Origin of the sequence: Amycolatopsis rhizosphaerae, assembly GCF_007713715.1 — a bacterium.
Taxonomy (GTDB): Bacteria; Actinomycetota; Actinomycetes; order Mycobacteriales; family Pseudonocardiaceae; genus Amycolatopsis_E; species Amycolatopsis_E rhizosphaerae.
On record NZ_VJWX01000318.1, the window covers coordinates 1 to 8,318 of the forward strand.

An 8,318-nucleotide genomic window follows, 5' to 3' on the forward strand; every position below is an offset into this window, starting at 1 on the left:
GGCAGGCGGCCCGCACACCGGGCGCATTCGGTGTCGCCGGGGGCGAGGCGGGCGAATTTCTTGCAAGCACTGCACCGCTGCGGGGTGCGGTCGCTTGACGTGGTCGGGGGAGGGTTGTCTATCGTTTCCACTGTCTGCTCCGTCAGGTGTGGACAGCGCAGAAGCGACAAGGTTGGTAGCCCGGGTTCGCTTCTGCGCCTATACGGCAAGGGTTTTCTTCGTAAGGGCGTGTTTCATCGCCACACGACCCTGCGTGCGTTTTCTGTCCTATATGGACGTTCTCGGTTAGCGGTTCTTCTTGGTGCGGGCGCAGGTGCGGCACACATGGACCTTGTTGCGCACCAGGCGTTGGGATTGCCCGCAGAGCAGGCAGCGCCGACGCACCAGCCACCGGCGGGAGCCCCGTAGCCTGGGTGGCACTACGATCACCTCCTTCGAGGGTGGGTAGTGGCAGGCACGGGGACGGGTGTGGGCTGTCAATCCTTGAGCCGTCCCCGTGCCGGGGGTTACTGCTGGTCGGGTTCCTGCGGGGCCACGTAGGTGCCCTTGGAGCGCACCGTGATCACGAGGCCGCGCTTGCGCAGGACTCGGGTCGCGTGCCGGGCGGTGCCCAGGGACACGCCGTAGGCGGCGGCGAGGTTGCGTTCGGCAGGCAGCGGAGCCATCGGGGGCAGGTCGCCGGATTTGATCCGCTCGGTGAGCTGGTCGGCGAGCCACTCGTAGACGTAGCCCAGCAGGTCGTCAGGCTTGTTGGTCATGATCGGTCCCTGGTGAATCCTGATGATGTCGGTCATTGCGTTCCTGTCTCGGGGCCGGAATCGGCGCGAAGGGTTTCCAGTCGGGCTCTCCGGTCGAACTCCTCCGCTGCCACCGCTGCGGCGTGTCTGGCCCACAGGGGTGCGGCGAAATCGCCGGAGAGTGTGCGCCACGCTTCAGCGAGGGCGCGGTAAGCCGAGGCCAGACGCCGCACTGCCGCCACATCGTCGGGGTCTGCCCGCATCGCGGCGAACAGTGCGGCTGTCTGCTCGGCATAGGCTTTGTTCCACCGAGCGACCGCCTCACGCGACGGCCGCCCCACCATCACGCGGCCTTCTGCTCACTCGGGCCGTTGGCCTTGCCCGCCGGGCGGGAACCGGCCGCGCCCTTGGGCTCACGCATCCCCGTCGCGCGCAGCGCCCAGCCCTGGTACTTGAACTTCTCGCCCATCACGCGGGCCTCGACCGTCAGGCCCTCGAACAGGACCGGGCGGAAGTCGAAGCCCTGCATCGCGGCCGGAGGCGGCACCGGCTGGACCTTGCCCAGCAGCGTCACGGTGGCCGACTTGTCCCGGTCCTTCTCCGCAGACGGGTCGGTCACCGTGACCTTCCACTGCGGCAGGCCGGTCTGCTCGTCGATCTTCTGCTTGGGCTGCTTGCCCCGGGCCTTGTCCTCGTTGGACACGTACTCCATGTCCGGAGTCACCGGGCCGACGATCGCCGCCCCATCCGGAAACACCACGTCATGCTCGATCTCGAAGCGCGTTCCGCGCGGTACTGCCATCGCTGATTCCTCCAGTCGGCACCTCAGTCGGCGCTGCCTATCTTGGCTGACATGGACAGGCTAGCTAGGTTGGCTAGGCAAGTCAAGCAAGCGAGAATCACGCTAGGCCTCTAGGTCGCCTAGACAGGTGAGCGCTCGGCGGGGACACTGCTCATACGCTTGACAACCAACAACGTCGGAAGTCAAGGGACGCGAATCGAGGAGAGAAAGTGGCATTGGACCCGGACGACCCGAGGCCGCCATATGTGCAGGTGGCGCACGCTCTGCGAGCTGCGATCCTGACCAAGAAGTTCCGGGCTGGCGACAAGCTGCCCTCGCGCACCGAGCTGGCCAAGAGCTACAACGTCGCACCGATGACCGTGCAAAACGCGCTACGGGAGCTGCGCGAAGAAGGCCTCATCGTGTCCCGACAAGGCAGCGGCGTCTTCGTCCGAGAACGAACCGAACGACCCGTCGGACTGCGGCCCCACATCGAACGCGCCTTCGAGGCCCAGCACGTCACCCTCGACTTCGCCGGATTCTCCGGCGAGACCCTCCACGGTGTCATCGCCGAACCCCTGGACAAAATCCGGATCGGCCGGCTGCGTCCCGAGTCCATCCACGTGCGTCTGTTGCTGCCCGATCCCTCACAGGCCTGGTCGGTGCCGTGCACCGTGGACGAGCACGCCGACAGCCCCGCCTTCCGCAAGCGCGCCGAAGAGATCATGCGCCGCCACACCCTGGCCATCATCGATTCCGTCACCGAACTCGGCGAGCTGGGCCTGGTCAACGAAGCCACCGCCCAAATCCGCGTGCACCCCGCGGCACCGATGTTCAAGCTCTACCTCATCAACAACGAAGACGCCTTCTTCGGCTTCTACCCCGTCCGCGAACACGTCATCAACTTCGGCGGCGAAACCCAAGCCATCTACGACCTCATGGGCAAAGACGCCATCCTCTTCCACCACTCCACCACCGACGACGACACCTCCACCGGCAGCCAATACGTCGACCAAGCCCGCACCTGGTTCGACAGCATCTGGACCTCCATCGCCCAGGACTACCAACGATGACCACCGCCGCCGAACTCCTCGCCCAGGCCCAAGCCCTGCTCATCGACTTCGACGGCCCCATCTGCTCCATCTTCGCCGGAATCCCCGCCCACGTCGTCGCCGACCAACTCCGCACCGTCCTTGCCGACGGCGGACACACCAACCTCCCCGCCGAGGTCGCCACCACCAAAGACCCCTTCGACGTCTTCCGCTACGCCGCCACCCTCGGCGAAAACGAAGCCCGCTACGTCGAAGCCGCCTTCACCGCCCACGAAGTCGAAGCCATCCCCACCGCCACGCCAACGCCAGGAGCACACGAACTCATCCAGTCCTGGCATGAATCCCGTCGGCCGCTCGCCATTGTCAGCAACAACAGCACTTCCGCCATCGGCATCTACCTTGAGCTCTACAACCTCCGGTCGTTCGTCGATGTCGTGTTGGCGCGAACTGGCGCCGACACCTCACAACTCAAGCCCAGCCCGCATCTGCTGCACCACGCGGTTGTGGCGCTCGCTGTCTCGCCAGCTGGGTGCGCCTTCATCGGCGATTCGCTTACTGACATCGAGGCCGCCCATGCCGCAGGCGTCCCGTCGATCGGCTACGCGAACAAACCCGGCAAGCAGGCGAGGTTAGCGGCAGGCGGGGCAGATGCCCTGACAGAGGCGCTCACCGGTTTGATGGCCGTCTCATGAAGGCGATATGAGCCGCACCAACTAATAGGTGAAAGCTCGGAGGGGCTTCACCGGCACCTGTGACTTGTGAAAGGGTAGCGCCATGTCGACCGTCAGTAGCTGCCATGCACCCTTCGGGGTGGGATACGAGGGCTTGGACCTGGACGGCTTCGTCGCCAGTCTGATCGATGCCGACGCCGACGTACTTGTCGACGTCCGGCTTACCCCAATTTCGCGAAAGCGCGGGTTCAGCAAGCGGGCGCTCGGCGAGGCAATCGAGGCGGCAGGAATGACCTACCTCCATCTTCCATCGTTAGGTAACCCGAAAGTTAACCGTCAAGGATTTGGCGGGTCGAACGTGGAACTTAATCACGCGCGCGCGGTTTACGCGCGCTTGATTTCAGAGAAGCCTGAAAGTCAAGCGGCTCTTGCGGAATTAGCTGAAGTAGCTCGATATCAGCGTGTTGCGGTCATGTGTTTCGAGGCTGATCAGAATCGGTGTCACCGACACGTGGTTTTGGCTGAACTTCAGCGACGAGCCACCGTGGAGATGGTCACCGCCTAGTGTGGTGGGTAGTAGACCCCGAGGACACTAAAGACATGCTGTCTTTTCGCCTGGTTACCCACGTAGAAGGCTACATCTCGATTGGGGGCGCAGAGCTCGCCTAGGAACTTTGCGCGCAGAGCTTCGATGAGCGAAGCATCGTCCAGTTTGCCGAGTCTGCGCTGTAAAGCCACGAATTCCCAGTCCAAGATCCCTTGTCGATGCCCTCGGCATGAGTTACTTAGACAGCGATACCGATACCAGCCACGCAGTCGCGGCGCTTCTAGGGCGTTTCGTTCGGCTCCAAGGAGGTCGAGTTGACTCACATACTGCCTAATCTTGACTTGGTCGTCGGCAGTCCAGCCAGGGTGATGCTCAATATCGATGTCTTCGATGTGAGCGGGCCGGATTGCCGCCAATGATTTGGCTGGGGGGTCCTTCCGGATTGCGTCGAGTAGGTCGCACATCGAGCCGTCGACGTAAGGTTCGATGTGCGGTTGTCTCGGTTTCCAGGGGCGAAGGTGTCGTTCAATGCGCAGGCTCGCCATATCGGGTCGCCAGCTTTCGAAGCGAGGATCGTTGCGAGCAGGTTTGGCTCGTACAGTCACCACGTCATATTTTGAGAAACTGCGATCACTCTCGAGATCTCGGAAGTTGATCGGGTATAGGCGAACCCACCCCGGTTGCTCCAGGTCGAGGCGGAGGCCAGCCACACAGACCGTTTCCCCGTAGGTAGCTGACGGGTTGGGCGCGGCCTTCACCGTGATCAGTAGGCGCAGCGTTCGCCACTGGTCGCCGACTGGCTTACCCAAGGCTTCGTGGTCTGGACCGAAGAACGTCCCTTGGCTCACAATGTTCCTCCCCAGAGGAGATCAGCTCCCATAGTGGAAGGTCGACAAACAGTTGGGGAAGAGGCCAGTAGGGTGAAAATCGGCTCTGGCGAGATAAGTGAGGAGACTCTTCTCCTGCCGCCACCAATGTTCCTCTATGGGACGGTAGCAGAGGCTTGTCATGAGTGAGGTCTCAGACGGGACTGAGGATTGACAAAAGGGTGGACAAGATCGTCTATGCAATGGATCATGATGACATGGGCGTTCCAAAGCTCCACCACTATGTGCCTCAGTTCTATCTGCGTCGATTCGCCGATCCCAGCGGCAAACTCTGGGTTTGGGATCGGGAAAAAGATCGCATATTTTGCACTAAGCCGGGCTCTATCGCTGCCGAAACCAACTTCTATTTCGTGTCCATGCTGGCTGAGCATGGTCATGACCCGCTGACTATGGAGAGGCAATTTGCCGATATCGAGCGCGACGTTTCGGCCATTACAGAGCAATGGCTTGGCTGGATTCGAGCAGGCGAACCGGGTGAAATAATCCCGGTTTCCGAGGTTAATCGAGAAATCGTCAGCCTCTTTCTCGTCACTCAGTTCTTGCGGACTCTAGATCGCCGGTCGATCTTGGCCGATTTCTCTTCTTCAATCGGATACCCGGTTGACTCCGAGGATGAGAAACGGGCCTTACATGTCGACCTGCTGTGGGACGAGGAGGCCGTCTGGTCATATGCGGATCACTTGAAAGCATGTGTATGGCTGTTTGGCTACAATGCCTCCGCTACGTCGTTTATTACGTCAGACAACCCCGTCGCTTTTCGAACTTTAGATCATCGAATGTGGTTAAAGGCTGGCGTCTTCAATGATGGCAGCTATGTCACATATCCGCTTTCGCCAGACGTGGTCTTGTACTGCTACCCAAGAAAGGGAGTCTTTGGTGATGAAAGAATCGCCAAGCGTGACTGTGAGATCTCGCCGGTCATCTTCACTGATGAGCTTGTTGAGAGTGACAACACTGCGCAAGTATTTATGGCTTCGCGATTCGTCATTTCAAATAGGGCTGTATCTGATGCGGAACGAGAATTTGCAAAAACGATAGGAACCGACATATGCGCGCCTCAAGAGCAAACCCTAAGGCCCGAAAAGTGATCAATTATGGCCTCTGATCGCTTGCGAACCGTTGGTGCCGTACACGCCCAGTGCGCCAAGCGCCGTCTAGAGTCGTGAGTCGACGCTGTCCGTGTCAAGCGTCAGTCGAACCACGACACGTGTCCGTGTCCGATATTGCCGAATCTGGCTCTATGGGATCAAGGGCGGCGCGCGAGCGCGCCGCCGCCGTCGGGCCGCTCGGCCTGCCGCTCCGCTCCGGCCGGCGGCCCCGGCGATCGCCGGATTGGCGGAGTCGCTGATTCATCGAGTTGTGGCATGGTCGGCGCATGGCGACCGATCCCCAGACTCTGGCCGACGGCTACGCAAGCGCCGCACAACAGACCGTTGAAGCAGCGATCGAGAACGAAGGCAACGCACTCCACATCGCCACCGTCCAAGCCCTGCTCGCGATCTTTCACCAGCTCAAGAGCATGGATGGTCAGTCCGTCCAGCTCAAGGGCGCTGCCGATCTCGCCAACGCCATGCACCACCTAGCGCACACATTGTCCCCGTAGAACCGAACCTCACCCCACTCGGCGGTTGAGCCGTTGCTCCAGAGCAACCAGCGTCGCTTGAACTTCCACGTAGATCAGGTGGCTTCCCTGCCGCTCGGACGGCTTGTCGCCCAGATCGATCAGGCGCTGAAGCTCAGGCAACTCCGCGGGAGGCTGCCAGTCCGTCAACTCCAGGAGCCGATGCATCGTCTCGTAGGTCTCCTGAACACCCGCCCGCCACAACTGCAACTCGTAGCCGGCCGCCACCCCAAGCCAGACAGCCCGAGAAGGCACGAGATCGACGCCGAGCTCGGCCAACGCCAACCCCCAAAGCTCGTCAACGCGCCACGGGTCATCACGCGGATGCCCCGCCAACTCCCGCAACGACGGCGAGTCCCAGCCATGGACCAACAAAGTGGCAGCGCAATCAGGCAGGTCAGTACTCAGCACCGCCCTAAGACGACGCATCGACTCCACCACCTCGGGCGATCTGACCACCTGCACAACGCCATGATCGCACCGCCAGCAGGCTCACCACCAGGTCTCCCAGCAGCTCAAGGGCCTCCGGCGGCCAAGGCGCTGCCCTGGACCCGGCACCGCTTCGGAGATCAGGGAAGGGCGCCTCCGGTGACCTCCTCGCGGCGCGCCCGAGGGCAGCCAGACCGGACGGCACCGGTCAAGGGCGCTACGCGGCCTCCGGCAAACCCTTGACCGGCACCACCCGGCCCGGCAGGGATGAACCCGCGCCGCGAGGAGATCACCTCAGCCCGGAACGTGCAGGTGGGAGCCTGCCCCGCCCGTGCCATTACCGTGCATTAGAGGGGGTCAACCAGGGTCAACAGTGGCACTCAACGGCAAGCCTGCACCGCAGGTCAGGACCACTTTCCAGCGTGATCCACTTGATCCCCAAGCTGAGAACGCGAAGGGCTGCTGTACAGCAGCGAAGTACAGCAACGGCACCGGCCAACAGTGACCGTGATCGGCTGTTATGACCCTTGCCATGTCCTCACTGACCTGCGAAAATCCGGCCGCCGACAGTTCGCATCGAGAAGGTCCGGGGTTCGAGTCCCCTTAGCTCCACAGAGGTCCCCCCAGCGCCACCCCCTAAGCACTGCAAAATTGCAGGTCAGCGGCTTGCAGGAGGTGGCGCTGGTGTCAGGTTTTTCGCCAGGGAATCGGCTATTCTCCCAAGGTATATCCCGGCTCCCCGGCAAGGTCATCGGGCGAGCGTGAGCTGGTCGCGGTGGAAGTCGAAGTGCTGGGTCGGGAAGTGGTAGACGTCGGCGAGGGTCATCGTCTCGTGGAAGAACGGATCCCACCGGGTCGGGAAGTGCATGGACCGCGCGAGGTCGTCGTCGGTCTCGGTGTCCAGTCGCCGGTGCAGGGAGCGGATGGCTCGGTCGAATAGCGCGCCGAGTGCTCGCCGGGGCAGCACGGTGCCGGCGAGCCAGGCGCCGGCGTAGTTCACCGCGTCGAAGGGCGCGGACACGGTGTTGAGCAGGTGAGCGAAGCGTCGGTCTGCGCTGGTGGGGAGTCGGTCGAACGTCACGACCAGGCCGCGCAGCGCCCGAACGATCAGATACCCGAGCAGCATGTGGAACAGCAGTTGTTTGTTGTTCCATCGGGTGCCGTTGGTCGAGCGGCGAAGATCAGCGTCCGAGGCGTGGTCGAGGAGTTCGTGGAAGCTCGCTCGCGCTCGGTCGATCTCAGCATGTACTGCTTGTCGATCCACGTTTCCAGTGTGCTCTCGAATCGCCGGTTTGGCGTTGGTTGGCGGGGGAGTGGCGTTCGATGAGGACGGTGTCCGTCCGTGCCAGGTGCCGTCGATTGGGCGATGCGTTCGCGGATGCCGATGGTGCGGTAGCTGGCGGAGTTGTGCAGGGCGAGGTTGACCAACTTCTCGCCTGCGGCGCGCTGGGCCTACGCGTGTGGAACTCGCGGCCGCACGAGGAGGGAGGCGGACTGCCTCCGTGCGCCTGGGCGAGCTGCAGGCCGCATGGCCGTCCTGTCAGGTGAGCAGGGGTATGAGGCCGGCCGTGAACACGAGGTAGAGGCCAGCTG

General features: G+C 62.4%; 10 protein-coding genes. 5 read left to right on the plus strand and 5 right to left on the minus strand.

What is annotated here, in order from left to right; all coding sequences use genetic code 11:
* Window positions 1-506: 506 nt before the first annotated feature.
* Genes FNH05_RS25670 through FNH05_RS25680 form a run of 3 tightly spaced genes read right to left on the minus strand, consistent with a single transcriptional unit; the run spans window position 507 to window position 1,539 of the window.
* Complete coding sequence (locus tag FNH05_RS25670) at window positions 507-758, minus strand: winged helix-turn-helix domain-containing protein (RefSeq protein WP_144591279.1); 252 nt, start codon at window positions 756-758, stop codon at window positions 507-509.
* Window positions 759-790: 32 nt separating this feature from the next.
* A complete protein-coding gene (locus FNH05_RS25675; protein ID WP_144591287.1) occupies window positions 791-1,081 on the minus strand; it encodes a hypothetical protein in 291 nt (96 codons plus the stop codon).
* Window positions 1,081-1,539 carry a hypothetical protein gene (locus FNH05_RS25680; RefSeq protein WP_144591280.1) on the minus strand — a complete coding sequence of 153 codons (459 nt, stop codon included), beginning with the start codon at window positions 1,537-1,539 and terminating at the stop codon, window positions 1,081-1,083. The genes FNH05_RS25675 and FNH05_RS25680 overlap by 1 nt, the downstream gene beginning before the upstream one ends.
* 209 nt (window positions 1,540-1,748) lie before the next feature.
* Between FNH05_RS25680 and FNH05_RS25685 the strand changes: the two genes are divergently transcribed.
* The 5 genes from FNH05_RS25685 (at window position 1,749) to FNH05_RS25710 (ending at window position 6,278) form a co-directional block, all read left to right on the plus strand.
* A complete protein-coding gene (locus tag FNH05_RS25685; protein ID WP_186382735.1) occupies window positions 1,749-2,591 on the plus strand; it encodes a GntR family transcriptional regulator in 843 nt (280 codons plus the stop codon).
* The gene (locus tag FNH05_RS25690; protein ID WP_144591281.1) at window positions 2,588-3,262 is read left to right on the plus strand and encodes an HAD family hydrolase; all 675 of its coding nucleotides are present in this window, start codon (window positions 2,588-2,590) and stop codon (window positions 3,260-3,262) included. The genes FNH05_RS25685 and FNH05_RS25690 overlap by 4 nt, the downstream gene beginning before the upstream one ends.
* An 82-nt stretch (window positions 3,263-3,344) precedes the next feature.
* Window positions 3,345-3,806, plus strand: coding sequence for a DUF488 domain-containing protein (locus tag FNH05_RS25695; RefSeq protein ID WP_144591282.1), 462 nt, complete (start codon window positions 3,345-3,347; stop codon window positions 3,804-3,806).
* Between the two features lie 1,030 nt (window positions 3,807-4,836).
* A complete protein-coding gene (locus FNH05_RS25705; RefSeq protein ID WP_144591283.1) occupies window positions 4,837-5,763 on the plus strand; it encodes a DUF4238 domain-containing protein in 927 nt (308 codons plus the stop codon).
* A gap of 287 nt (window positions 5,764-6,050) precedes the next feature.
* A complete protein-coding gene (locus tag FNH05_RS25710; RefSeq protein WP_144591284.1) occupies window positions 6,051-6,278 on the plus strand; it encodes a hypothetical protein in 228 nt (75 codons plus the stop codon).
* A 9-nt stretch (window positions 6,279-6,287) separates the two neighbouring features.
* Here the strand turns inward: FNH05_RS25710 and FNH05_RS25715 are convergent, their stop codons facing one another.
* Complete coding sequence (locus tag FNH05_RS25715) at window positions 6,288-6,761, minus strand: hypothetical protein (protein WP_144591285.1); 474 nt, start codon at window positions 6,759-6,761, stop codon at window positions 6,288-6,290.
* A 712-nt stretch (window positions 6,762-7,473) separates the two neighbouring features.
* A complete protein-coding gene (locus FNH05_RS25720; protein WP_144591286.1) occupies window positions 7,474-7,989 on the minus strand; it encodes a DinB family protein in 516 nt (171 codons plus the stop codon).
* Window positions 7,990-8,318 lie beyond the last annotated feature (329 nt).

Excerpts from the sequence above, each read along its gene's own strand:
- FNH05_RS25670 (WP_144591279.1), bottom strand. The coding sequence starts at position 758 with ATGACCAACAAGCCTGACGACCTGCTGGGCTACGTCTACGAGTGGCTC.
- FNH05_RS25675 (WP_144591287.1), bottom strand. The coding sequence starts at position 1,081 with ATGGTGGGGCGGCCGTCGCGTGAGGCGGTCGCTCGGTGGAACAAAGCC.
- FNH05_RS25680 (WP_144591280.1), bottom strand. The coding sequence starts at position 1,539 with ATGGCAGTACCGCGCGGAACGCGCTTCGAGATCGAGCATGACGTGGTG.
- FNH05_RS25690 (WP_144591281.1), top strand. The coding sequence starts at position 2,588 with ATGACCACCGCCGCCGAACTCCTCGCCCAGGCCCAAGCCCTGCTCATC.
- FNH05_RS25695 (WP_144591282.1), top strand. The coding sequence starts at position 3,345 with ATGTCGACCGTCAGTAGCTGCCATGCACCCTTCGGGGTGGGATACGAG.
- FNH05_RS25710 (WP_144591284.1), top strand. The coding sequence starts at position 6,051 with ATGGCGACCGATCCCCAGACTCTGGCCGACGGCTACGCAAGCGCCGCA.